The organism is Paenarthrobacter ureafaciens (assembly GCF_004028095.1).
Taxonomy (GTDB): domain Bacteria; phylum Actinomycetota; class Actinomycetes; order Actinomycetales; family Micrococcaceae; genus Arthrobacter; species Arthrobacter ureafaciens.
Genome location: NZ_SBHM01000009.1, coordinates 39,499 through 61,568, shown reverse-complemented (window position 1 = coordinate 61,568; position 22,070 = coordinate 39,499). Strand labels below are relative to the sequence as shown.

25 protein-coding genes are annotated in these 22,070 nt (G+C 60.0%); 12 read left to right on the top strand and 13 right to left on the bottom strand.

Translation table 11 applies throughout. The features are described from left to right. Positions 1-38: 38 nt before the first annotated feature. The 3 genes from AUR_RS18965 (at position 39) to AUR_RS18955 (ending at position 2,207) form a co-directional block, all read left to right on the top strand. The gene (locus tag AUR_RS18965; RefSeq protein WP_062096511.1) at positions 39-878 is read left to right on the top strand and encodes a cyclase family protein; all 840 of its coding nucleotides are present in this window, start codon (positions 39-41) and stop codon (positions 876-878) included. Between the two features lie 153 nt (positions 879-1,031). Then, positions 1,032-1,235 (top strand): hypothetical protein, encoded by a 204-nt coding sequence (locus AUR_RS20415; RefSeq protein ID WP_179012845.1) that lies wholly within the window; start codon positions 1,032-1,034, stop codon positions 1,233-1,235. 192 nt (positions 1,236-1,427) lie between these two features. Continuing rightward, the gene (locus AUR_RS18955; protein WP_062096505.1) at positions 1,428-2,207 is read left to right on the top strand and encodes an isocitrate lyase/PEP mutase family protein; all 780 of its coding nucleotides are present in this window, start codon (positions 1,428-1,430) and stop codon (positions 2,205-2,207) included. Positions 2,208-2,404: 197 nt separating this feature from the next. On the opposite strand, the gene AUR_RS18950 is transcribed toward AUR_RS18955, so the two are convergent. Then, positions 2,405-2,782: a MerR family transcriptional regulator gene (locus AUR_RS18950; RefSeq protein ID WP_082694583.1), complete on the bottom strand. Its 378-nt coding sequence runs from the start codon at positions 2,780-2,782 to the stop codon at positions 2,405-2,407. A 264-nt stretch (positions 2,783-3,046) separates the two neighbouring features. Here AUR_RS18950 and AUR_RS18945 point away from each other — a divergent pair, with 264 nt between their 5' ends. After that, a complete protein-coding gene (locus AUR_RS18945) occupies positions 3,047-3,988 on the top strand; it encodes an aromatic alcohol reductase (protein ID WP_062096501.1) in 942 nt (313 codons plus the stop codon). An 897-nt stretch (positions 3,989-4,885) separates the two neighbouring features. Here AUR_RS18945 and AUR_RS18940 read toward each other — a convergent pair. Next, positions 4,886-5,254, bottom strand: coding sequence for a type II toxin-antitoxin system death-on-curing family toxin (locus tag AUR_RS18940; RefSeq protein ID WP_062096498.1), 369 nt, complete (start codon positions 5,252-5,254; stop codon positions 4,886-4,888). Beyond that, on the bottom strand, positions 5,251-5,457 hold the full coding sequence (locus AUR_RS18935; protein WP_241650976.1) for a ribbon-helix-helix protein, CopG family: 207 nt from the start codon (positions 5,455-5,457) through the stop codon (positions 5,251-5,253). Before AUR_RS18935 ends, AUR_RS18940 begins: the two co-directional genes overlap by 4 nt. 503 nt (positions 5,458-5,960) lie before the next feature. Between AUR_RS18935 and AUR_RS20360 the strand changes: the two genes are divergently transcribed. Both AUR_RS20360 and AUR_RS20870 read left to right on the top strand, forming a co-directional pair. After that, a complete protein-coding gene (locus tag AUR_RS20360; RefSeq protein ID WP_062096496.1) occupies positions 5,961-6,449 on the top strand; it encodes a DUF4192 family protein in 489 nt (162 codons plus the stop codon). After that, positions 6,385-6,798 (top strand): DUF4192 family protein, encoded by a 414-nt coding sequence (locus AUR_RS20870; protein ID WP_164888708.1) that lies wholly within the window; start codon positions 6,385-6,387, stop codon positions 6,796-6,798. The genes AUR_RS20360 and AUR_RS20870 overlap by 65 nt, the downstream gene beginning before the upstream one ends. On the opposite strand, the gene AUR_RS20865 is transcribed toward AUR_RS20870, so the two are convergent. Next, positions 6,737-7,093, bottom strand: coding sequence for a DUF2510 domain-containing protein (locus tag AUR_RS20865; RefSeq protein WP_082694582.1), 357 nt, complete (start codon positions 7,091-7,093; stop codon positions 6,737-6,739). The genes AUR_RS20870 and AUR_RS20865 overlap by 62 nt on opposite strands. Before the next feature lie 342 nt (positions 7,094-7,435). Between AUR_RS20865 and AUR_RS18920 the strand changes: the two genes are divergently transcribed. The 4 genes from AUR_RS18920 to AUR_RS18905 all read left to right on the top strand — a co-directional run bounded on the left by AUR_RS18920 (position 7,436) and on the right by AUR_RS18905 (position 12,001). After that, the gene (locus tag AUR_RS18920; protein WP_062096494.1) at positions 7,436-8,467 is read left to right on the top strand and encodes a DUF4192 domain-containing protein; all 1,032 of its coding nucleotides are present in this window, start codon (positions 7,436-7,438) and stop codon (positions 8,465-8,467) included. 432 nt (positions 8,468-8,899) lie between these two features. Next, the gene (locus tag AUR_RS18915; RefSeq protein ID WP_128397283.1) at positions 8,900-10,156 is read left to right on the top strand and encodes an ABC transporter substrate-binding protein; all 1,257 of its coding nucleotides are present in this window, start codon (positions 8,900-8,902) and stop codon (positions 10,154-10,156) included. Between the two features lie 55 nt (positions 10,157-10,211). Continuing rightward, positions 10,212-11,144 (top strand): carbohydrate ABC transporter permease, encoded by a 933-nt coding sequence (locus AUR_RS18910; RefSeq protein WP_241650975.1) that lies wholly within the window; start codon positions 10,212-10,214, stop codon positions 11,142-11,144. Then, positions 11,141-12,001 (top strand): carbohydrate ABC transporter permease, encoded by an 861-nt coding sequence (locus tag AUR_RS18905; RefSeq protein WP_062096488.1) that lies wholly within the window; start codon positions 11,141-11,143, stop codon positions 11,999-12,001. Before AUR_RS18910 ends, AUR_RS18905 begins: the two co-directional genes overlap by 4 nt. Before the next feature lie 363 nt (positions 12,002-12,364). Here AUR_RS18905 and AUR_RS18900 read toward each other — a convergent pair whose 3' ends face one another. From AUR_RS18900 to AUR_RS18860, 9 genes are all read right to left on the bottom strand, one after another. After that, the gene (locus AUR_RS18900) at positions 12,365-12,817 is read right to left on the bottom strand and encodes a VOC family protein (RefSeq protein WP_062096486.1); all 453 of its coding nucleotides are present in this window, start codon (positions 12,815-12,817) and stop codon (positions 12,365-12,367) included. Positions 12,818-12,872: 55 nt separating this feature from the next. Continuing rightward, positions 12,873-13,622 carry an SDR family NAD(P)-dependent oxidoreductase gene (locus AUR_RS18895; protein ID WP_062096484.1) on the bottom strand — a complete coding sequence of 250 codons (750 nt, stop codon included), beginning with the start codon at positions 13,620-13,622 and terminating at the stop codon, positions 12,873-12,875. A 100-nt stretch (positions 13,623-13,722) separates the two neighbouring features. After that, positions 13,723-14,760 carry a Gfo/Idh/MocA family protein gene (locus AUR_RS18890; RefSeq protein WP_062096482.1) on the bottom strand — a complete coding sequence of 346 codons (1,038 nt, stop codon included), beginning with the start codon at positions 14,758-14,760 and terminating at the stop codon, positions 13,723-13,725. A 129-nt stretch (positions 14,761-14,889) separates the two neighbouring features. Beyond that, entirely contained in the window at positions 14,890-16,080 is a 1,191-nt protein-coding gene (locus tag AUR_RS18885) for an MFS transporter (RefSeq protein WP_241650985.1), read from the bottom strand. A 121-nt stretch (positions 16,081-16,201) separates the two neighbouring features. Beyond that, complete coding sequence (locus AUR_RS18880) at positions 16,202-17,194, bottom strand: Gfo/Idh/MocA family protein (protein WP_062096478.1); 993 nt, start codon at positions 17,192-17,194, stop codon at positions 16,202-16,204. Next, positions 17,194-18,093 carry a sugar phosphate isomerase/epimerase family protein gene (locus AUR_RS18875; protein ID WP_062096476.1) on the bottom strand — a complete coding sequence of 300 codons (900 nt, stop codon included), beginning with the start codon at positions 18,091-18,093 and terminating at the stop codon, positions 17,194-17,196. Before AUR_RS18875 ends, AUR_RS18880 begins: the two co-directional genes overlap by 1 nt. Next, the gene (locus tag AUR_RS18870) at positions 18,035-18,664 is read right to left on the bottom strand and encodes a VOC family protein (RefSeq protein WP_241650974.1); all 630 of its coding nucleotides are present in this window, start codon (positions 18,662-18,664) and stop codon (positions 18,035-18,037) included. The genes AUR_RS18875 and AUR_RS18870 overlap by 59 nt, the downstream gene beginning before the upstream one ends. After that, positions 18,661-19,656 (bottom strand): LacI family DNA-binding transcriptional regulator, encoded by a 996-nt coding sequence (locus AUR_RS18865; RefSeq protein ID WP_062096474.1) that lies wholly within the window; start codon positions 19,654-19,656, stop codon positions 18,661-18,663. Before AUR_RS18865 ends, AUR_RS18870 begins: the two co-directional genes overlap by 4 nt. Next, positions 19,649-20,635 carry a Gfo/Idh/MocA family protein gene (locus AUR_RS18860; protein WP_062096472.1) on the bottom strand — a complete coding sequence of 329 codons (987 nt, stop codon included), beginning with the start codon at positions 20,633-20,635 and terminating at the stop codon, positions 19,649-19,651. Before AUR_RS18860 ends, AUR_RS18865 begins: the two co-directional genes overlap by 8 nt. 142 nt (positions 20,636-20,777) lie before the next feature. Here AUR_RS18860 and AUR_RS18855 point away from each other — a divergent pair, with 142 nt between their 5' ends. Continuing rightward, positions 20,778-21,425: a bifunctional 4-hydroxy-2-oxoglutarate aldolase/2-dehydro-3-deoxy-phosphogluconate aldolase gene (locus AUR_RS18855; RefSeq protein WP_062096470.1), complete on the top strand. Its 648-nt coding sequence runs from the start codon at positions 20,778-20,780 to the stop codon at positions 21,423-21,425. Next, entirely contained in the window at positions 21,425-21,967 is a 543-nt protein-coding gene (locus AUR_RS18850) for a P-loop nucleotide/nucleoside kinase family protein (RefSeq protein ID WP_062096467.1), read from the top strand. Before AUR_RS18855 ends, AUR_RS18850 begins: the two co-directional genes overlap by 1 nt. The last annotated feature ends 103 nt before the right edge of the window (positions 21,968-22,070 follow it).

The following is a 22,070-nucleotide window of genomic DNA, read 5'->3' as shown; positions in this document are numbered from 1 at the left end:
AGAAAGGGCGCCACATTGACTACACAGGCATCACGCATATGACCAACACAACGCGAACGCCGGATCTACTGGCCAACCTGATTGATGGCCTTGCCCATGGGAGCATCCGCGTCATCGATCTGACAACGCCCTTGACCCCTGAGACTCCTGCCCTGCGCCTGCCGGCGCCTCTGTCCAACGTCATCGATCTCAGGCTCGAAGAGGTCGCGGCATACGACGAACGCGGACCAATGTGGGCGCACAACAACATTCATGTGGGCGAACATTTTGGCACTCACGTTGACGCGCCCATCCACTGGGTCAGTGGGAGGGAAGGACGGGACATTTCACAGCTGCCACCCGAAAAACTCGTCGGCCCCGCCGTTCTGATCGATGCGTCCGCTGAAGCCGCCTCAGATCCCGATTTCTTGCTTGAGGTCAGCCACATCGAGGCGTGGGAGGCCCGGTACGGCAAGTTGCCCAAGGGTGCGTGGCTGCTTTACCGCACAGGATGGGATGCTTTCGGAGACAACGAAGCTCTTTTCCTCAATGCTGACGAGTCGGGTCCGCATACACCCGGCGTCTCTGCAGAGTGCGCGCGCTGGCTCGCTGAGGAGACCGACATTGCCGGCTTTGGTGTCGAAACCGTTGGGATCGACGCCGGCGCAGGCTTCAGCTTGGAGCCGCCTTTCCCCATGCATCATTTCCTTCTCGGAAACGACAAATACGGGGTTACATCCCTGAAAAACCTTCACCAGTTACCGGCAGCAGGCGCTTTCATCGTCGTCACGCCCTTACCCATCGTGGGCGGAACGGCGAGTCCAGCCCGTGTTCTGGCGTTCGTTGAAGAGTCCGGGTCCGGATCCACTGCCACGGACAGCCCAATCAAAGGAGAGTGATCTGTTGATCCATGCGGAAGGCACCGGCGGGCTCCATGACAGGGCAATTCGATGATGCAGTATCCCGCATCTGAGTGGCACCGCTTGGACGGGGTCCCCATAGAGATAAGGCAGCGGGGAGCGTTGGTCCGCGCGGGAACGGTGGAGGCCGTAATGCCCGATTCAAGCATGATCTGGGTGGCAGCGGACGGGCCTTACGGGCGTGAATTGTTCCTGGCCGCGGACAACTACGAGGTTTGGCTCGAACCGGGCCAGCTCGTCGGCGAGCTTCGATACCGAATGACCGCTGAGAATCTTTACCCGTCCAGATGGCGAGAACGGCCCCAGCGGCGTGTCGACCACACTGTAGAAGGTTAGGTGGCGAGTGCGTGAGCCCGAGAGATACCTTTTCGGGCTGAAGCAGGTTCACCTGCGACGGCCCTTTCGAACATCATTACGGACCCGCCCCAACTAAGACCCGAACCCGCCTATCGCCTTGTCACCTAAAGGCGCCATGGCGTCCAGGCTGAGATGGGCGAGTGATCCTGATCATGACCACGGAGGACAACCATGACCGAACACAATATCAACGCCCGGGCAGAGAAATTGAAGGCTCTGCATGAGGCACCGGAAATCCTGAGTGTGGTCAACGTATGGGACGCCATCAGCGCCTCGACCGTTGCATCCGTGCCCGAAACCAAGGCCATTGCCACCGCCGGGCACTCGATTGCAGCGGCGTATGGCTATGCCGATGGAACCATGCCCCTGGATGTCGCGCTGGAGGGCGTGAAGAGGATCGTCAGCGCGGTTGAACTTCCGGTCACTGCAGACCTCGACGACGGTTATGAAGACCCAGCGGAAACTATCCGCCGGGCGATTGGCATCGGCGTCGTGGGCGCCAATGTCGAAGACCGTTTGCGTCCTTTCAATGAAGCTGTCGCCCGGGTGAAGGCGATCGTCGACGCCGCGAAGGGCGAAGGCATCCCGTTCCAGCTCAACGCGCGCACCGACGCCATCGCGAAGGGCGGGGACCGTCCGATCAAGGACAGCGTTGAGGACGCTATTGCTCGTGGTCGCGCCTTCCTTGATGCAGGCGCGGCGTTGGTCTTTGTCCCTGGTGCCCTGACACGCGACGTTATTGAGCCGCTCGTCGCGGGCCTCGGACACGGCAAATTGTCCGTGATTGGCGCGCCCGGAGCGCTGCCCGCGGCCGAGCTCCAGGAACTGGGTGTTGCCCGTGTTTCCTACGGTCCCTTTCCCCAGCGGGTCGCCTTGCGCGCCCTTCAGGATCTCGCCGCCGATCTCTACGGTTCCGGCGTCATCCCCAAGGACACCCCGGCCCTGAACTAAACCAAACCAACCGGTCCTGCGTCACGGGCGTGACCGGTCAGGGGCCGGATCGCATCTCGAAAGCTTCCACCACGCGGCTGACGGCATCGCACTCCCGATTGAGCAACCCCTCAAAAGACGTGCTGCAAGGACATTGTGCGTTCGTGGCCACGGGTGGTTGTGATCTAACTGAGCGAAGCAAAATGGCACGTGGAAGGTCACGTCGTTGTCAGTAGATCTGCGTGATTTGTCCGCTGAAGGTAGTCAATGACAGCATCACGGCTCTTCTCCAGGCAGACGATTCTGTTTTCCACGACGCGCAGTTCTTGAGCAAGCTCCTCCGCCAGAGCCCGATTGCCTACAGTGGATTGACCTTGGGTTGCTGGAGTTTCGATGTTCAGCACGATCTTGATCATCCTCGTCGACAGGCCGGCCGCTATCAGAGCCCGGACGTGGCGGGCATGCTCGATCTGCTCGTCAGAGTACTCGCGGTACCCGTTGGTCGAACGGGATGCCTGGATGAGCCCCTGTTGCTCGTAGTAGCGGAGCATTCGAGTTTGGACGCCCAGTTCCTTGCCAACCTCACCGATTTTCACCGTCTGTACCTCTTCACTTGGATCGTCGACTTGACCTTGACACTAATGTCAAAGTCTACGCTGGCATTCGTGCCCGTCGACAGGTCTGTTCCCAAACGGATCCTGTGCGGACACTTGGGTGAAAGACATGACCGCCTCTCGCCCAGGAGTGGAGCGCTCGAGCCTGACCTCTTGAACACGACGTCAACGTCGACACACTGCCGGCGTTCGGCGCTCCACATCAGCAAAAGCTGGGAACACGAATCAAGTAAGGACTCTGCGCTAATGACAAACGAAATTCCGTCCGCCCGCTCGCGGCACATCCTCATCATCGGAGCGGGAGAACTTGGCATGCCCGTGCTTCGCAATGTGGCACGGCGGGCCAGAGACGTGAACGTCTCAACTGTCAGTGTGCTCCTGCGGGCGAATACTGTCGAATCCGCTGCCCCGGATAAGCAGCGCGATCTCGCCGAGATCCGAAACCTGGGCGTAAGGATTGTCCAGGGCGACCTGGTCAAGAACACGGTCGATGAACTTGCCTCGATCTTCGCGAACTACGACACCGTGATCGGCTGCACGGGCATCACCGCCGGACTTGACACTCCCATGAAAGTTGCACAGGCCGCTCTCCAAGCGAAACTCCCTCGATACTTCCCCTGGCAGTTCGGCGTCGACTTCGACGTGATCGGCCGGGGAAGTCCCCAGGACATCTTCGACTCGCAACTGGATGTCAGGGATCTGCTCAGGTCCCAGCACGAGACCGAGTGGGTGATCATCTCCACCGGAATGTTCATGAACTACCTCTTCGAGCCGGGGTCCGGGATGGTCGATCTCCCTAACGACACTGTCAACGCCTTGGGCAGCCTGGATACAGCTGTCACCGTAACGACCCCCGAAGACATCGGCGTCCTCACCGCTGAGATCCTCTTTGCTGAACCACGCATCCGCAACGAGATCGTCTACCTTGCCGGCGACACCATCACATACGGTGAGTTGGCGCGGACCCTTGAATCCGTGCTTGAGCGTCCGTTCCGGGTCGTGGAATGGACAGTGCCTTTCCTGCTGGACGAGCTGGCCAACGACCCGGACAATATGACACGAAAATACCGCGCCGTCTTTGCCCAGGGCCGAGGAGTGGCCTGGCCAAAGGACGACACCTTCAACGCGAGGCACTCAATTCCAGTCACCAGCCTGACCGAGTGGATCAAGTACAACATCGCAGCCTGACAGGACAGAGGACTGGCAAATGCTGCCCCCTTTGCCCCGGGTCTGGGCTGCCCTGACGGGGCGGCCCAGACCCGATGCAAACAGTTCGCACGAATTCGCTCAGTTTGCAGGGCCCGTGGAGTCCGAACTTCGGCTGGTTATCTGCCATCCGACTCGCGGAGCGAGTTGTCGCGGCCATCAACTGCACGACCTGAGCTATGTCGACGTCGTGGGATTTTTCATACCGATTCACCCGAAACGATGTCGTGACCCTGCAGTGCGGGCCACCGAGCCAACTCGACTTATTCAGCTTCTAGCGCTCAAGGCCGATGTACTTCAACAAAGATGGCTGCGGGGCAGTTCTGGACGTAGGTCACCGACGGAAGTTTAGGCGTTGACAATGTCCACACCCCCTTTTGGCCTGACTAGGCTCGCACTCAGTCAGGGCTCTGAGCTCCAGCAACGCGCCAAGATCAAGAACTTTGACCCAGAGACTGGAAGTCATGCTGCGCTCAGTCTTCCTCTCCATGAAGATGTGTAGGGCACTCCAGACCTACCGGACAGAACCGAAAGAGGGAGCTTGAATGTCCCCAACCCAGAGCCAGCGGAGCGCCCACACGCCAGGACGCTGAGCCCGCTCCCCCACCCAAACTGAACAGGCCGTTCCCGGCGGCCAGGCACCATCCGGGTCATGAGGCAGAGGGACTTGTCAACATTTGTCCACACTTAAAAGCAAAAACCCCTCTGAAAAGGGGTTATGCCGTGCCCGAGGTGGGACTCGAACGCGATTCCCGGCCTTGTTATTGCTGGGTTCCCGCGGAAACTTGCGGAGTCCGGGCCAGTCCGGGGGGTGTACGGGCTAGTCCGAGGCGGAAGGTGTGGACATTGTCCACACCTTCCTCTTAGGGGAAGGCCGAGTTAACGCGGCACCAAATGATTCGAAATCACAGCGGCCGAATCCCGTATCTCAACTTCCCCAGCGGCGACCCCGACGACCAGTCCGAAGCCCTCGTCAGTTGAGAAGTCATGACGGTAGCCGTTGATCCACAACAACAGCACCATGAGCGTCCAAGCAGTCCGCTTGTTCCCATCAAGGAGTGGATGGAACCGCGCGACCGACTCAAGTAAGGCAGCCGCCTTCACCGCTAGTTCCGGATAAGCTTCAGCGCCCATGACCGTTGTCGCCGGCCTGGCCAACGCCGACGCCAACAAGCCGACGTCGCGGATATGGAAGCCGTAGCGATCAATAACTTGAAGCGCATCCTCAATGTCAAGGTAAGCCGTCACGCGTCCTCAAGGCGCGTCAGCAGCTCAGCATCATGACTCAACACAAAATCAAGGCCCTCACTAATTTCACGCCGGCGCGCGTGCCGCTGCAGAACCAACTCGGCCCCCTGCAATAGGAGTGCGGACTTGGACGTGTGTTCCTCGGCGGCCAACTTTTCCAGCCGTCGATCAAGGTCCTCAGGGACTCGGAGATTCATAGCCATGAAACCCCATGGTACCAAAACGGTACCTAGCGGGCAGGGACTAAGACATCCTCCACCGAGCCAAGTGAAACCGATAACGGCGCATATGTTCGAATGCTTCACTCCTTGGTTCCGGCCTGAGCAGACGGGACATGACGGTGGGCCAAAACGTTCTCCGGCACCCCTCCGGACAAGGTACTGACGGTGTCCGTATGGCGCTGCAGCTCAAATGATTCGTCGCGCTGTCTTCGATCTCCGAAGTCAGTGGAAGACGGTCATGGCGCAAGGCATGTCACACGCTCATGGATGGCTGAGGCCCCCAGCAGAAGGGCTTCCACCGCCAACTGCCATCAACGCACGAGGAGACAGGACAATGAATGCACTCACCATCAAGGATCCCGCCGATTTGCTAAGCTTCATCGGCCACACCCTGGGCTTCTGGCCAACAGAAAGCCTCGTCTGCGTCACCATCAATCAAAGTCAAAGTCGGCGCCACACTCCGCATCGCCCCCCAACAACCAGGCGTGGAGATCCACTTCGCCCAAACCGTCGCCGCCTACCTCACCTCCGACGAGCGAGCCAACGGCATCGTCTTCGCCCTCTACCCCACTGACGCTCCGGAACCAGGAGAAGCCAGACCGCACCGTGCCACCATCGCAGCCCTCACCGGAGTCCTCGCGAGGGAAGGCATCATCATCCGAGACGGCATCTACGTCACCGATACCACCTACTCCCCCTACGACAACCCACCCGGACCCGACATCGCGGTTCCTCTCAACACCACCGAATACTCACGGGTCAACGCCGAGTTCGTCTACCGTGGGAGCACCGTCGAACCCACCAACCAAATCACCCTCCCCCTGGCGACCCACAAGGCTGAGGACGCGGTCGCCGTCGAACGCCACATGGAAGCCATCGGCAACCGGCCGCCAGCGACAGCGATACACGATGCGCACGAGCTTTGGAACGGCATGCTCGCCACCAAGAACTACCCCACCAACCAGGACACCTGAAACTCATCGCCTACTTCCAGTTCCCGCACATCCGCGACCGGCTCATGGCCCACATCCCCGGCATCGACGAACCATCGGTTCGCATCCTCTTCGCCCAAACAACTCCTCACCCACACCTACACCCCGGGCCGCATCGGAGCACGCAGCACCCATCCTCACCACCATCGGCTACATCAACTGGTGGGAAGGCCGAGGATCCAAAGCCCACCAATATCTCCAATTCGCCCTCGACACCGAACCCGGCTACCGCTTCGCACGCCTCACCGACCACATGCTCGGCGCCGGCATCATCGCAGGCTGGAACACCAACAAAAACACCGCATACCGGAACAACCTCGAAATGCCGTGACAAGCGATTCTTCGTTGATTGGAACACCGCAGGCACTATTCTTTGTGCGGCTCCCGGCTGTCTTCCGTGCACCGAAGAACCCAACCTTCCGCACTGGTTCCGGACCAGGCTGCTCTACGGACGGCTGTTGCGGTGCTTGCTGCACGGGGACCGGAACCTGAGGCACCGTCGGCTGCGGCTGGACAAGCTGTTGCTGCTGAGCAGGCTGAACGTGTTGGGTCCATCGACGGCCGTCCCAATACCGGACCAAAGAAGCTTCTTGGGGGTCGGTGTACCAGCCGGCGGGAACGCTCATCTATAGACCTATCGTCGTCAGGAAACAGAGGCTGCGGGTTCACCGCAACTGTCGACAACAACAGGTTTCGCTCCCCCAGCACAATCTTGCACCACGCGCTCAATAAACCGGCAGTTGACAAGCAATATTTCCAGAGCCAGAGCAAATAAAGACCACGTTCCCGCAATAAATGAACCGAGCTACCTGGCTTCCACTTAGTCATGGCGCTCAACCCGCGGCCGTCCATGAAGAAATAGACCAACAAACTCTCGATGCACAGGCCCAGGCGGTGGCCGCCGTAGAACGCAGACGGCCCCCAGACCATAGAACCGTCACTAGCCAACGACAAGGAAAAGCACGACCATGAACGCGCTCACCATTAAAGACCCCGCCGATCTGCTCAGCTTCATCGGCCACACCCTCGGCTTCTGGCCAACAGAAAGCCTCGTCTGCATCACCCTCAACAAAGACAAAGTCGGCGCCACTCTCCGCATCGATCTCCCCAAACAACCAGGCCACGAAACCCACTTCGCCCAAACCGTCGCCGCCTACCTCACCACCGACGAACAAGCCAACAGCATCGTCTTCGCCCTCTACACCACCCAAACCCCACAGGCAGGAGAGGCAAGGCCCCACCGGGCCACCATCGCAGCCCTCACCGGAGTCCTCGCCCACGAAGGCATCACCATCCGCGACGGCATCTACGTCACTGACACCACCTACTCCCCCTACGACACCCCACCCGGACCCGACATCGCAATACCCATCAGCACCACCGAATACTCACAAATCAACGCCGAATTCATCTACCGCGGCAGCACCATCGAACCCACCAACCAAATCACCCTCCCGACCGCGACCCACAAGGCTGAGGACGCGACCGCCGTCGAACACCACAAACAAACCATCCTCAACCAGCCGCCAGCGACAGCGGTGCACGATGCGCACGAGCTTTGGAACGGCATGCTCGCCACCAAGGACTACCCCAGCGACCAGGACGTTCTGAAGCTCATCGCCTACTACCAGTTCCCGCACAACCGAGACCGGCTCATGGCCGACATCCCCGGCATCGACGAACCATCGGTTCGCATCCTCTTCGCCCAAACCACCCAGGCACCGAACTGGTCACGCATCGAATGGGCCAAACAACTCCTCACCCACACCTACACCCTGGCCGCACCGGAGCACGCAGCACCCATCCTCACCACCATCGGCTACATCAACTGGTGGGAAGGCAGAGGATCCAAAGCCCACCAATACCTCCAACTCGCCCTCTACACCGACCCCGGCTACCGCTTCGCACGCCTCACCGACAACATGATCGGCGCCGGCATCATCGCAGGCTGGAACACCAACAAAAACACCGCCCACCGAACCCATCTCGACATGCCCTGAGGGGGTTGGCGATAACGTCGCGGGACTGGTCTGATCCGAGGGTGGACGGCGTCGTTTGATGAGCGGTCCTTTGAGTTGCCATCACATCCGAAAGCTCATCGGGATCGACGCCGGCATGACCTAGGCGGCGATAACCCTGTCCGAAGGGGCGGGCCCCTTCCGGCGGCACATCGGAGTGGGCATTGCGAAGTTCGCCGTCATATAACCCACATCACATGATCCCTTGACAGAGCAACTCCACCGCTCTAAATTTAGTGCAACCGATCTCAGCAACCGATCTCATTTCTAGTTATCAAAAATGCAACCGATCTCAAAGGAGAGACTTGATGAACAAATCGACTTCTCCTGACCGTCGACGTTCCGCATTGAGCGCGCGTCGCTTGAGCACGGCATGCTTCCGCATCAGCACACACTCATTCACAGGAGAAATTCATGATTAAAAAGCGATGGGGCTTGGCGCTCGTTACAGCCGTCGTAGCCGGCCTAGCCCTTAGTGGCTGCTCCCCCTCGGCTTCGGAGCCCAAAGGTCCCGTGACCCTGAACTACTGGGACTTCCTTGATCCCAGCCAGGCAAATCCGCGTTCAAAGGCGCTAAAAGAAAACATTGCTAAGTTTGAGGCGGCCAACCCGGACATCAAGGTCAACCTGTCGGTTGTTTCACTGGGCGATATGTTGAACCGACTTCCGCAGGCCGCGGCAGCAGGTCAGGCCCCTGATGTCTTCAAGATGTTCACTCCCGTAGTTCCCCAGATGGCATCCGCCGGCGTCTACTCCCCTCTGCCAGACGCTGCTTCCAAGGTGACTGACTGGCTGCGCCCCACGGATACTCTCGCAGGCCCTGATGGCAAAGCAGTTGCCGTACCGTACGAATACAGGACCTGCGCCCTTTACTACAACGAAAAGATCCTTAGCCAGATCGGCGCCACAGTTCCCTCTACCTATGAGGAGGTCGTCGAGGTTGCCAAGAAGGCTGCTGCGGCCGGCTACACCGGATTCGGGACCGGCTTCTCGGACACGGACAACTCGGCCATCATCAGCACCTTTTTCAACTGCTTCATGACACAGGTAGATCAGGAAATCTGGAACAAAGACGGACAGGCGGATTTCGCGACGGCCAAAGGCAACGAGTTCGGTAACTTCCTGGCCAAGCTCAGGGACGCGAAAGCCCTTGGTAGCAACGTCGTTTCGGACACCTACGGCACTGTAGCTGACGGTATGGCGAGCGGAACGGTCGCCATGGCAGTTTTGGGCACGGAACGGGCGGTGTCTTTCGGCTCGCAGAACAAGGACCTCAAGTGGACGGCGTTGCCGAAAGCGAGTACCGGCGATACGACGGGTACCACCATTGGTTGGACCTTGGGCATCGGCAATGGCAGCAAGAACAGCGAGGCCGCCTGGAAGTTCATCGAGTACATGACCGGCCCGGAAGCCGGTGCTCTGATGGCAACCGGCGGCGAGGTACCCACGCGCGCAGCTACCTACGAGCAACCGTTTTTCTCGACTCCTGAGGCAAAGACCGTGAACGACATCGCAGCCTACGTCAAGAGCAACAGTGAACCACGCACGTATTCCAACACATGGACCGCGCTTGCCACTGGCCTCTCCCAGGCCGGACAAAAGCTGACCCTTAACGGTTCATCAGGCGACGACTTTATCCGTTCTGCGCAGGATGCGGCCAACAAGAAGTAGCCGCTCGTGATATTCGGGGGCCTGAGCAATCAGGCCCCCTCGGAAGGGACAGATAATGTCAACTAAAAGCCCCACCCGCAGCCCACTCAAGACCGCAGCGTCTCCCTTAAGCACCCAGGCTCTTCGCCGGGTCCGCAAGGACCGAATGGTATGGCTCTATGTCCTCCCAGTCAGCGCCGTCTTCCTCTTCGTTTTTGTTGGGCCCCTCATCTATACAGCGTGGACGGCACTACACGAGACGTCCTATTACCAGATCGGCAAGTTTTCAGGGCTGAATTCGTTTGTCCGACTGTTCTCAGACTCCGACCTGCCGAGCCGCATTTGGACAACCTTGGTGTTCTCGCTGGGCGCCTTGGTCATCGCTCTGCCGGCGGGGCTGCTTTCCGCAATCGTGCTCAACAACCTTCACCGCTTCAAGCGCTCCGTTCGGAGCCTCTTCCTCCTGCCCTGGCTCATGTCGCAAGCCACTGCAGGAACAATCTGGCTCTGGTTCCTCAACCCCAACTACGGACCGGCTTCCGCCATCACCAAATCCCTCGGGTTCGGTCCCACTGACGTGTTTTCATCGCCGACCAGTGCGCTGATTGCAGTGACCCTGATGACTGCGTGGTGGTCCTACCCGCAGGCCATGCTCCTCTTTCTGGGCGCTCTTCAAACGATTCCCGAGGAGCTCCGCGAAAGCCTGAAAGTGGATGGGGGCGGCATCTGGCACGGATTTGTGAACATCACCCTCCCCTACCTGCGGAACACCATAGTCTCCGTTGTGGTGGTCCTTCTCATGCTTTATGTGCAGATGGTCACCATCATTCTGGTCACCACACGCGGAGGCCCCATCGGCTCGACAGAGACGTTGTCCATGCGCGTTTACAACCAGATGTTTGACAAATTCGATCTCTCCGGCGCCTCGGCAACGGCAATCCTGCTCTTCGCGGTCAATATCGCCCTGACCCTCGTCGCCATCCGATTCCGACGGAAGGAAAGTCTGTGAGTACCACAACCTCGCGCCGCCAGCGCCGTCTGGGCAGTTTCGTCCGGGGAGTACCGGCCTGGGCGTACGTCATACTTTCCGCCGCTGTGGTACTCCCGCCGGTGGCCTGGATCGTGTCCACGTCACTTAAGACTGCTTCGGGAACCCTGGAATTCCCGCCTAGGTGGATACCGGCTCCGTTCTCCTCCGAGGGCTATGTGGGTCTTCTGACATCGACCAACATTCGCTTCTTCGTGAACTCTCTCATTTATGCCGGGGGCTCGATCGTCCTTGCTCTGGCCATCTGCATCCCCGCAGCCTATGTGGCCACGAGATACCGTAGCCGCCGCATGGAAACCTTGATGACCGGAATTCTGGTCCTGTCCATGGTCCCGGCGATCGTCGTTTTCATCGCGCTCTACTCCATGTTTGTCAAGACCGCACTGATCAACACCTACCCGATGCTGATCATCGTCTACACGGCAATCATTTGTGGACAAACAATCCTGTTCCTGCGGAATTTCATCGAGAACATACCCGTCGAAATCGAGGAAGCGGCAGCCATCGACGGCTGTTCGCGGATACAGATTCTGTGGCGCATCATCCTTCCGCTCATCCGTCCCGGTATCGCAGCCGTGGCCATCTTCATCTTCGTGTTCGTGTGGAACGACTTCCTTGTGGGTACCGTCCTGGCCACCACAGAGGACATGAAGACTGTCCAGAACGGCATAGTGCGTTACATAACCACCGGCTTCGGTAGTTTCTGGGGGCTCTTCGCCTCATTCATCGTCGTTGCTTTCATCCCTGTTCTCTCCATCTTCCTGGCATTCCAGCGTTGGTTTGTTGCGGGAATGACCTCCGGGGGTGTCAAGGGGTAGCTGGAACAACTCCTCAGCCTCAACATCTGACAGAAGAGAAAAGCCCCGTGAGCCGTCTCCTTCGGCTCACGGGGCATGTCTGTCTGGACCACCGCCGCCATGGGAAGGCCAGGCCGACAAGTCTTCGGCTTGCAGTGCGGTGTTCCACGGCGGAGATGTCGCTGCCCAATTGATGCTCCCAGCAAGCTTGGCATGCCCTCATATGTGAGAACCTGCCCCGGCCCCGCCGGGTTTGACGAAGGCTTCGAGCAATATGCCCGCGTTCTCTTACAACGTTTTAAAATGACAGTGGGTGGACAGGTTGCAACCTGTCCACCCACTGCGCTTTCACCTTATGAGTGCGTGTTATTCAAAAGCAGTGACTTATGAGTCCTCGCCCGAACGCCAGCCCGGCGGCTGTATAAGTTCCACGCGATTCCCGTCAGGATCAAGGAGGTAAACCAGCCACCCGCCAGCGATGGGGCCTGAAATCGGGGCAACAGGTTCGGATACCGCGCTGTAACCAAGCGCTGTCATCCTGGAGTAAACCTCCCGAACGTCAATATCCGTAAAGGCAAGATGGGCTGTACCCGGCCGCGCGTCAGAGGGATCGATGGCTGGCAGCAATGGCTCGGCATGGGCCAGCTCCAGCCGAAAGGATCCGTCACTGGTAGCCAGAAGCATGGCTCTCACTTTGACGTTGGGACGGCCGTACAGGTCGCCGATATACGGACCCGACGTCCATGCATCCAAACGGGTTAGTCCGAGGCCATCCACGTAAAACCGCTCGCTGCGCTCCATATCCGTAACGTGCAGCGCGGTGTGGTGATGTCGCATTAGGTGTCTCCTTGGTAGATCAAAGACTCGTACCTCATTGCCCTCTTCCGGGTGTTCAGGATCCGATTCCCAGGTGTGCGCCGCCGGCCACGTCGAGGGAGACTCCCGTGATGTAGCGGTTGTCGGGGTCAGAAAGGAACAGGATGGCACGGGCAACTTCATCGGGTTCTGCGAATCGGCGCATCGGCAGTTGTGCTGCCCTCTTGGCTCGGTTGGCTGCTGCATCCGGGCCTGAGTCACGGGCGAACTGCGCCCACATGGGCGTGTTGACCGGCCCTGGTGCGATCGCGTTTACGGAGATGCCGTTGGGTCCGAGCAGTTCGGCAAAGGACCACATGATGTGGAGGACCGCGAGCTTGCTGGCGTTGTAGGGCAGGTAGTTGAGTCGTGCTTCTTTTGCCGCAACTGAAGACAGGACCACGATTGCGCCGGCTGTGCCGGAATCAAGCATTGATCTTGCGGTCTCCCTGACCATGGTGAAGGTCGCGGTGGCGTTGATCCTGAGGATGGAGTCGAACTCTTCGGTGGTTGTTTCCATGATGTCGGGGGTGGGGCCGAGCACCCCGGCTGCATGCACGAGGACATCCACACGGCCGTATTTGGCTTGAACGTCCTGTATCACAGTTGCGCATTGTTGTTCCGAGGTGATGTCCAGAGGGTAGAACGCCTCCAAGGACTGGTCTTCCTTGGGGGAACGGTCCGCACCAATGACTTTGGCTCCGGCTGCTCTCAGTGCGGCGACTGCAGCGTCACCGATACCGCCGCTGGACCCAGTGACGAGAACTACTTGGTCTTTGAGGCTCATTGGTTCTCTCCGCTCTTGACGCAGCTTGACGACAGGACGCCTGTGGTTGGCTTGTGAGGTTCTTGCTTCATTTTCGTTTCCTTATTCGATATTGCCCGGTTCAGCAGGTGGTCGTTATTCCGGGCTTGGATGGTGTTACGGGGTTGGCACCTCCCGAGTGCCCTGGGGCCACCGCTGTCCGGACTGCGCCGGCCCCGATTGCATCGGCGATTTCCGTGGCGCGGAGCGCCTGGGCAAAAGTGACGGCGGGGGTTTCACCGGCGCAGAACCTCAGTGCCGCTTCTGCCTGACGGAGAAAGAGGTCGGAGGGATCAAAGTCCCTTCCGTTCTGTCGGCCATCACGGTCCCACACACGTAGAGAATCGTTAGACCAAAGCAACCGGCCGCCGACGGCCAGAACATCGATGGTGAGGCTCCAATCCCCTTGATTGAGACCTTTAGGTTCCTGCCAGGGAGACCAGTAGCTCTGCAAAGTGAACACCGCTCCGGAGGGGAACTCGAGGGTGGAGAGAACGTGTTCCGGCACGGGAGACCCGTACAGGCTGCTGCTCGTGATGGTGGCCAGGACTTTTGGATGCCCCTCGAACCACGAAGACACCAGTTCAACGGCGTGAATGCCGTTTACAACGGCAACGCCGCCCTCTTTCGGATCAGAACGCCATGAGTCGATGTTCGTTTTATGGGCGACCGAACGGACGTTTACAGCGATCACGTCGTTGTCCCGCACCCACTGGGAGAGGATTTCGACGGCGGGATGTTGGTGGAGTGTGTACCCCACCATGAGTCGTTCGTGCACTCCGGAGGCGGCTGCCAGGACGGCAGCACCTTCGGCATCTGCGGCCACCGGTTTTTCGGTCAGCACCCGACATCCCCTGTTCAGTAGATCTGCGCAGATGGACGGTTGCAAAGTAGTGGGCAATGCGACGACGGCCAGGTCCAGGTCATCGGAAGGGAGCTCGTGGACGCTGGCCACCACGTGGGCGCCCAACTCTTGGGCCAATGGGAGCGCCCGGTCGCCTTGTTCAACAAGGTGGGTGACGTTGGCGCCCGCCTTGGCGAATGCTCTGGCATGTCGGGATCCTGCCCACCCGGCCGCGCCGACCACCGCCACCCGCATGGGCCGTGCCGCCGTCGTCATGATTCCGGCCGCGCGAGGATAAGGGCGAAGTTGCAAAAGGTGCTCATTATGTCTCTCCTGTACTCCAACAAATCCATGGAGTGGTTGTATGAAACTCGGGTCGCCATGGTCTGGCGTCTTCAAGTGTGGTTAGGGACCTTGTACTTTCAGTGCTTGCCGCGGGACCGGCGGGTGATCTTCAAGCGTGCGTGCCTTGTTGACCATGATCGCCCCCGTCATTAGCACCAGAAGCCAGGCACCGAGCATGGCGAACGAGGGCAGCCAGCCGTCCCCTGGACGGTGCAGGAGCGCGAACAGGAAAGGTCCGACGCTTGCAAGGGCGTAACCCGTTCCTTGGGCAAACGCGGACAAGCTCCCGGAGCCGGACTGCGTTCGAGTTCGCTTATTGATCATGGCAAACGCAAAGGAATAGGCACCTTGGCCCAGGCCTGCAATAACGACCCAGACCGCTGCCGAAGCTGGTGGAGCGAAGATGATGCCTGCGTAACCTGTGGCGAATGCGGCGACAAACAGAACGGCCACCGGCAGCGGACGGGCCATTTTCTGAACCACCACAGGCACAATCAGAGCGAACGGTAGGGCAAGAATTGAGTAGACCGCCAGCATGGATCCAGCAGTTTCCTGTCTCATTCCTCGGTCCACGAGGACAGCCGGGAGCCAAGTGAGCGACGCAAAGGTATTGCTGGAAAAGCCGGCAAAGATTAAGGCCGTTCCCCAACCGATTGATGATTTCCAAGGCTTGACAGCGTTCGCCCGGGACGGCGGCCGATACTTGGTTGGAGGAGTTCCGCAGTGGGGAATCCTTCGTTTAGCGGTGAGGAGGGCAAGCCATGGGATCACGGCGACCGCGCTGAGTGCAGCCCAGCTACCGATGGAGAACCGCCAGCCATAGAGAGTGCCCAAGGGGATGGCGAATTGGGCGGCCACAGCCGTGCTGACCCCCAAGAGAGTGACATAGACGGCCGAGAGAATCCCGATTCTGTCGTGAAAGTACTTCATCAAGAGAGGCGGCGCCACAATATTAATCAGACCGATCCCGAGCATGGCGATGCAGGTGAACGCCAAAAAAGTCGGGACGTTGGGTCCCATCGCGCGGCCGAGCTGACCTAGTGTTGTCAGCATGATCGCAAGCAGCAGGAGGTATTCCAACTGCATGCGCCGCAGGAGCGGCGGCGCAAGGAAGCCCATCACTGCGAAGCTGGCAGTCGGCAGCATGCCGAGGATCCCTGTCGACACAGCGTCAAAGGGAAGGTCCGCGCTGAGTTGACCCAGGAGCGGGGATGCCGCAGAAACCGCTTCTCTGGCGCTGAAGCCAACCAGCAGGATGCCTACAAGCGCGGTGAAACGCCCGCGAAGCCGCTTCCCCGCTCCCCTGATTTTTGGTGCATCCTTGCGCGCACGAAGGAGAGCGATGGTGACACCTCCTTACGTCAGTGGAGATTCAGCTTGCGTTGACGGCGTGGCTCGCCCATTCGCGCCCGGATTGCTCCTTTGTAGGCAGTCCGGCGGCGGCGAGGATTTGGTCCAGCAGGCGCTGGGTACGGACAGCTTCGCGGCCTGATGTAAGCGGTTGGGCCCTGTCGGCGACCCGGTCCAGGAAGTGATGAACAGCGGCTGAGAATCCCAGGGTGTCTGTCGCAGTCGCCCAGCCATATGCTTCGGCGCTCAGTTCCCGTGATGTGGTGACGCCGTTGATGGTGGTAGAGACCGTTTCGGGTGCCCTGACTTCAACGGTCTTTCCGTCACCGTAGGCGTCCAGTTTCTCGTTCCATGCCCCTGCTGTGCGAGCTGCCATCAGGACGCCGGTGTTACCGGTGCTGAAGCGGATAGTCGCTGCGAGTCCGTCTTCTTCCCAGGGGTCCTCACCCGCGGCGTGGGCGGTCACGTGTTCCGGCTCGCCGCCGCAATACCATCGCAGGAGATCAACCATATGAATGGCGTTCTCGAACGTTGCACGGTATTCGGATCCGGGACGGTTCTTTTGGGCGACGCAGAAGGTGGCACCCTTATCGCCGAAGGCTTCCCGGCCGGCGGTGTAGACGGGAGCATAGCGGCGGTTGAAGTCGACCATGAGGATCCGTCCCCGCTCGTCGGCGAGGTCAGCCAGGCGCTCGGCTTCATCGGTCGCCGGGGCAAGCGGCTTCTCACAGAACACGTCCACGTCGTGTTTAAGGCAAAGCTCGACGGCGTGGGCGTGCTCGGAACGCGGGGTCAATACGAAGACTGCGTCCAGTTCCTGCGCGGCCAGCATGTCCTCCACCGTTTTATAGGCCGCATTGAAGCCCCAGCGCCGGACAAGGCTGCTTGGATCTTCGCGCCGGGACACCAGCCCGACAAGTTCAACGTCGTCGCGCTGCACGAGGGTGGGCAGTTGGGCAATGGTTGCGATGTTGCCGGCGCCGATAACTCCGACGCGAAGGCGGTTGTTGGCCATCAGGCGTTCCTTACTTCAGCCAGATTTGTGAGCATTGAGCGCAGGACAGAGACGGATTCGCTGAATCCGTCCTCGGGCGCGGGGAGGTCTTGGGGGTGCCAGCGGTATTCGAGTTCGATGCTCAGTACGTCGTCGTAGCCGTGCTGGAGCAGAGAGGCGAGGATCTGGGACCACGGAACAACGCCGCTTCCGACCACGCGCGAACGGACTGCACGCTCGGAGGCGTTGACGCGGGCCGTCTCGGTGGCACGGAAGGCCGCGTTGGGATCTGTGAAGACGAGGTCTTTCACGTGGACGTGGCCTATCAGGTCGCCTTGGACGGCGAAGGCTTCTTCGTAGCTTTCGTCGTGCGTGAAGGTCAGGTTGGCCTGGTCATAGAGCACCCGTACAGAGGGCTGGGCGATTTCCCGGACCAAGGCCGCGGTGTCCGCTGCAGTCTGCGTCATGGTGCCAAAGTGGTTCTCGACGCAGAGGCGGACGCCAGCCTGCTGGGCTTCGGGGGCAAGGGTCTCCAGCGCCTTGCGCAGCTGCCCCCACCGCGCGGCGTGGTCTGAGTCTCCGGGCTGCCAGGATCCGGCGTAGACGCGGACCCGGTCGGCGCCGAGCAACTGCGCGGTATCGATCGCGCCACGGAACTCGTCTACGCCTTTACTCCACTCAGTGTTGTCCAGCGAGTTGATGGCCGTGGTGTAAGGCGTTAGTCCCACGATGGGTACACCTTCGCCTTCGGCCGCTTTGAGTGCCTCCATCGCCGAGTGCCGGTCGCCCAGGGGCAGGCCGGATTTGTAGTCATTCTGGTAGATGACTTCGGCAGCGTCGAGCCCTGCGGCCCGGAAGAGACTAAGTGCTTGGGGAACCGTGTGGTTCGGGGTGCCGAGTGTGTGACCCGCTAGCCGCATTGTTCGTTGTCCTTTCTGAAGTGTTTGGAATGGCTGCCCAGTCCGTTGGACCGACCAGCCGGGGCGGAGATGGGACGCGGGATCGGTCCACGATTTCCATCAGCAACCCCCATGGGGTGATGAAGTAGGTCCAGCGGTTGCCGGCTACGCGAGGGCTGTCGCCGGCGACTTCCTTGCGTTCACCGAGCACCCGTACCCCAGGCGTTTCCTGCAGCACGGCAATGGCCTCATCGACGTCGTCGACCACGAAGCACAGGTGGTGTCCTCCGGCGTCGCAGTGCCGGGGTGGAGTCCCGCGCCGCTCGGCGCTGCTCCATTCGAAAAGTTCGATATTGAGGTTTGGTGGCAGGCGCAGCATGGCGAGAGTGAGCTTGGCATCTGCTGGCACCTCGAAGTTGGTGGGCATGAATTCTTCATCCGGCCCCCGTTCGGAACGGTACAGCTCCTCGGCGCCGAGGACGTCAACGAAGAATCGGACGCCTTCTTCAAGGTTGGGAACAGTCAACCCGACGTGGTCCGTGTGCCGAAGCCCCGGCAGACGCTGGAGACCATGCTGCTGTGCCGCGCTCATTTGCGCGGTCCCGAGGTCGAACCACGGACCAGAAGTTCGGGTTCGAGGACTATGTGGTCCACCGACCCATCCAGGTTTTGCTTCTCGGCCAACTCGATGGCGATGTGCCCCATATCGGCGATGGGCTGCCGCACAGTTGTCAGAGCAGGGTTGAACCGGGCACCAAGCGCCAGACCATCAAAACCGACAACCGAGACATCTTCCGGTACACGCACGCCGTTGCGGCCCAGCGCAGAAATCACGGCGAACGCCACCATGTCGTTTGCTGCAATGATGGCCGTTGGTGGGTTGTCCATTTGCAGGAAGTGCTCCGCACCCCGGGTACCGGCGTCAAGGTCCGACCCACTGTCCAGGACGATAGGGGTGCTGCCGCTCTGGGCCGTGAGTTCACGGTAGGCCTCAATCCGGTCCTGTGCGGTATGCGTGCCGGCGATGCCGGATACGTAGCCGATCGACGTATGCCCGAGTCCGTGCAGGTGCTCCAGGGCAAGCATGATCCCTCGACGGCTATCGACGGTGACCGTAGGCACCGAAGAATCTCCTTCCACACGGTCGATCACCACTACCTTGTGGCCGAAGTCAAAGCGTTTCAGGGCCTCGGTGTCGACCTTGGTGGACGGGGCAACGATTCCGAAGGGGGCATACATCGCCTGCATTGCCGTGAAGTAGCCATCAGTTTTCGCAGGGTCGCCGTTGGTGACGCAGAGCATCAACTGATAGCCGCGCTCGTCGGCTGCCTGGGTCATCGTTTTGGCGAGTTCTGCGAAGAAGGGATTGGTAATGTCTGGCACGATCAACGGAATGATGGTGCTCGTCTTCCGCCGAAGCGCCTGGGCGAGTGGATTCATCGTGTAGCCCAGTGACTCGGCAACCCGGAGGATGTGCTCGCGCGTTTCACTCTTCACCGCCTCCGGGCGCGAGAACGCCCGCGAAACCGTTGACCGATGGACTCCGGCGGCTTTAGCGACGACGTCGATACTCAAGTCAGACATTTTTTCTTCCTCCGTGCTGGTCGTCATACGCCCGCCAAATGGGACGCATGACATCTTCGAGCTGGGCCAGCGTTGTCAGGCCCCGGAATCCATCTTCCAGCGTCCGGGCTACACTTCGGACAAACGGATCGTACAGAGGGTCGCTGTCGACATTGAGCTTGTCGATCTCCGTAGTGCCCGTCGTAGACGTGAAAGTAGCTGTGCCGTCGGAATCAACGGTGGCGAACCCAGCGTCACCAACCGAGGTGAAGCTGCAATAGCGCTTCAGTGCCGATGAAGGGAATGCGTAACCAACCTCCACAATGGCTTCCCTGCCCTCGGGTGTAGTGAGGATAAGGCTTGCATGATCCTCAACGCCCTGGTTGTGAAGAACCGAAGAAAGCCTTGACTGCACCTGCACCTCTGACTCGCCAGTGCCCCTGAGAAACAGGTCGACAAAATGCGGAGCCAGATTGGCCAGGCAACCCCCGCCCGCTTTGGCCGGATCCAGCATCCAAGGGTTGGCATTGTCCAGATAGCGTGAGGGTGGACCGGCAATAAACGACGCCCGCTGGTAGGTAGGCCGGCCTGCCTTGGCCAGCCACTGATCCGTGGGCCCGCCACGCTGGACCAAGGGCACAGTCGCCGGCACGCCCGCAGCATCTGCGGCCTGACGCACGGTGGATAGCTCGCTCAGGGAAGTGCCCAAGGGTTTTTCCACCACGAACGGAATACCCCGCTCGATCAGGGCCAGGCATTTTTCTGCCATCCCCTCGTGGGGACCAAAGACGTATGCCAGTCCTATGTCGGGCAGATCGACCAGCTTCCGCCAATCGCCTTCAACCGGCGCCTCCCACACCTTTGCCAGATCCGTCACCTGCACACGGGTCACATCGTCGTCGCCAACGCCAACTACTTCGTGTTCTTCGGCGATGGCTTGCGCGCATAGCGGAACATGCCAATGGGAAGCTCCGAGAATGATTGTTCGTACTTGACTCAACCGCAATACCCCCTTGTATGAGATCGGTTGCTGAGATCGGTTGCAATAACACTATGGATGGTGGGAGAGTTTGTCAACGAAACATAAATAGAGCCGGGGATGGCTGGAAAAAAGATGCTCCCCGGCCATACGAGAGGCCGCCATGAATAGAAAACTTCGTACCCTGCAGACCATCGACGAGTCCGGGGCCGTCCTCATCGTGCGACTCGACAGTGCCGAAGTCGCCGAGAAGGTCGCAGAGGCCGCCATCGAGGGGGGCTTCCGGGCACTGGAGATCACCCTGTCGATTCCCGGAGCCGTTGAGGTGATCCGGCGCTTGGCCGCAAAGCATGGGCCCGCCGGTGTGGCCGTTGGCGCGGGGACTGTGCTCGATGAGCACGCCGCGTACGAGTGCATTCGCGCCGGCGCCGCGTTCCTTGTCAGCCCCCAACTGAACCCCGCAATGATCCGCACAGCAAACCGCTATCAAGTACCAACCATCAGCGGAGCCTACACACCCACCGAACTCGTTGAATCCGCCGAAGCGGGCGCCGACATCATCAAGCTCTTCCCCACCGAAGCCGGCGGAGTTGCCTACGCGAAGGCAGTGCTGGCACCCCTGGCACACCTGCCAATCATGCCTGCAGGAGGCGTAACCCTGGACAACGTCGGCGAATGGTTTGCCGCGGGTGTGGCAGGCGTCGGCGTGGGCAGCTACGTAACCAAGGCATGGCAGCCCGACGGCGACTTCACGCGCGTCTCCGAAGCGGCGCGGTCCTTCCTCGCCGCAGTGGCAGAGGCCCGCCAATAATGTTCCCGCACGTCTTCATCGTTATTGGGCCAGCAGGCTCAGGGAAAACAACCATTGCCCAACAAACGGCCGAGAAGCATCAAGCGGCATACCTGGATAAAGACCGGGTGAGCGGCCGCTTCGTCGAGTTCACCCTGACCGCCATGGGGCATGACCCGACAGACCGCGAATCAAACGACTTCTACCGCGACAACCTGCTGCCCCTTGAGTACGAGACCCTCATGGATGTTGCAGGCGTAAACCTAAGGCTCGGACGCTCCGTCGTCCTCGATGCGCCCTTCGGAGCCTACTTTGACGATCCGGAATACCTGACCCGCGCGGCAAGCAACTTCCACTGGCCCTCCCCCGGGATCACCGTGATACGGGTCCGGGTTCCCCAAGACGTTCTGCGCACACGCCTCATCCAGCGTGGCTTGGAGCGCGACCAGTGGAAACTTGCGCACTGGGATGAGTATTGGGCCACCTACGGCAGCCTGGAATGCACATGGTCCGGGGTGCAGTTTGAGGACGTCAACAACGAGGCCCCGCTTTCGGTCGATTGAGGCAGCCTCGCGGCCTCAGCGGAATCGGCTCGCGCAATACGAACTCATGGACATTGACAAGCATCACAGTTCATTCGTATCGTTGAATGCAACCGATCTCAGC

Excerpts from the sequence above, each read along its gene's own strand:
- AUR_RS18965 (WP_062096511.1), top strand. The coding sequence starts at position 39 with ATGACCAACACAACGCGAACGCCGGATCTACTGGCCAACCTGATTGAT.
- AUR_RS20415 (WP_179012845.1), top strand. The coding sequence starts at position 1,032 with ATGCCCGATTCAAGCATGATCTGGGTGGCAGCGGACGGGCCTTACGGG.
- AUR_RS18955 (WP_062096505.1), top strand. The coding sequence starts at position 1,428 with ATGACCGAACACAATATCAACGCCCGGGCAGAGAAATTGAAGGCTCTG.
- AUR_RS18945 (WP_062096501.1), top strand. The coding sequence starts at position 3,047 with ATGACAAACGAAATTCCGTCCGCCCGCTCGCGGCACATCCTCATCATC.
- AUR_RS18935 (WP_241650976.1), bottom strand. The coding sequence starts at position 5,457 with ATGGCTATGAATCTCCGAGTCCCTGAGGACCTTGATCGACGGCTGGAA.
- AUR_RS20870 (WP_164888708.1), top strand. The coding sequence starts at position 6,385 with ATGCGCACGAGCTTTGGAACGGCATGCTCGCCACCAAGAACTACCCCA.
- AUR_RS20865 (WP_082694582.1), bottom strand. The coding sequence starts at position 7,093 with ATGAGCGTTCCCGCCGGCTGGTACACCGACCCCCAAGAAGCTTCTTTG.
- AUR_RS18920 (WP_062096494.1), top strand. The coding sequence starts at position 7,436 with ATGAACGCGCTCACCATTAAAGACCCCGCCGATCTGCTCAGCTTCATC.
- AUR_RS18915 (WP_128397283.1), top strand. The coding sequence starts at position 8,900 with ATGATTAAAAAGCGATGGGGCTTGGCGCTCGTTACAGCCGTCGTAGCC.
- AUR_RS18910 (WP_241650975.1), top strand. The coding sequence starts at position 10,212 with ATGTCAACTAAAAGCCCCACCCGCAGCCCACTCAAGACCGCAGCGTCT.
- AUR_RS18900 (WP_062096486.1), bottom strand. The coding sequence starts at position 12,817 with ATGCGACATCACCACACCGCGCTGCACGTTACGGATATGGAGCGCAGC.
- AUR_RS18895 (WP_062096484.1), bottom strand. The coding sequence starts at position 13,622 with ATGAGCCTCAAAGACCAAGTAGTTCTCGTCACTGGGTCCAGCGGCGGT.
- AUR_RS18890 (WP_062096482.1), bottom strand. The coding sequence starts at position 14,760 with ATGACGACGGCGGCACGGCCCATGCGGGTGGCGGTGGTCGGCGCGGCC.
- AUR_RS18880 (WP_062096478.1), bottom strand. The coding sequence starts at position 17,194 with ATGGCCAACAACCGCCTTCGCGTCGGAGTTATCGGCGCCGGCAACATC.
- AUR_RS18875 (WP_062096476.1), bottom strand. The coding sequence starts at position 18,093 with ATGCGGCTAGCGGGTCACACACTCGGCACCCCGAACCACACGGTTCCC.
- AUR_RS18870 (WP_241650974.1), bottom strand. The coding sequence starts at position 18,664 with ATGAGCGCGGCACAGCAGCATGGTCTCCAGCGTCTGCCGGGGCTTCGG.
- AUR_RS18865 (WP_062096474.1), bottom strand. The coding sequence starts at position 19,656 with ATGTCTGACTTGAGTATCGACGTCGTCGCTAAAGCCGCCGGAGTCCAT.
- AUR_RS18855 (WP_062096470.1), top strand. The coding sequence starts at position 20,778 with ATGAATAGAAAACTTCGTACCCTGCAGACCATCGACGAGTCCGGGGCC.
- AUR_RS18850 (WP_062096467.1), top strand. The coding sequence starts at position 21,425 with ATGTTCCCGCACGTCTTCATCGTTATTGGGCCAGCAGGCTCAGGGAAA.